This is a genomic window from Streptococcus cuniculi, assembly GCF_004570575.1.
GTDB lineage: Bacteria > Bacillota > Bacilli > Lactobacillales > Streptococcaceae > Streptococcus > Streptococcus cuniculi_A.
In genome coordinates this window covers 1-593 of sequence record NZ_SPPD01000055.1, presented here as the reverse complement: position 1 = coordinate 593, position 593 = coordinate 1, and the positions used below count along the sequence as shown (strand labels likewise).

Here is a 593-nt window from a genome sequence, read left to right as displayed (position 1 = left end):
CATCCAGGCTCTCTTCCCCGATGGGCGTGCGCAGCAGTTGCGCTACGACGCGCTGCATCAGTTGAGAGAGGTATGGCAGCGTGATGGCGCGGGCAGCCCGTGGCACCAGATAGCCAGCTACCGTTACGACGCGTTCGGACGGCGACTGGGCAAGACGGTCCATCAGCGCACAGGTCTGGAAGGTTCAGCCACCTATGCCGGCTGGGATGCCGACAGACTCGTGCACACCGAAGGTTCCGCAGGGCTCGTTCACACGCTTTACGAGCCTGATTCCTTCGTGCCGCTGCTGCGCCTGGAGCGTGAGAGGGCCATTCCCTCCGCCATTCAGACGCTGCTTGCGCCGCCAGAAGATGAGGATATCGAGGAAGGCAGTGGGCAGCCTGCAGATCTCTTCGCGGCACTGCCTCGCTCACAGCGGGAGCTGTTGGAAAACACCCTGGCTGCAGCCCTTGCTTCAGGCCATGGCGCCCTGACCGCGCCGCAGTTGCCTGTCGAATTAAGGACCATGCTGGCGGCTGGCTTGGATGAAATGCGCCATCGGCAAGCAACATTCACGAAGGCTCACTCCACTCGTATCCGCCACATGCTTTGCG

The 593-nt window shown here is 62.4% G+C and carries 1 protein-coding gene; it reads left to right on the top strand.

Annotation, left to right across the window (positions count from 1 at the left end):
* Positions 1–593 (top strand): RHS repeat domain-containing protein (locus E4T82_RS12000; protein WP_167753631.1); only part of this gene is annotated, 593 nt, incomplete at both ends.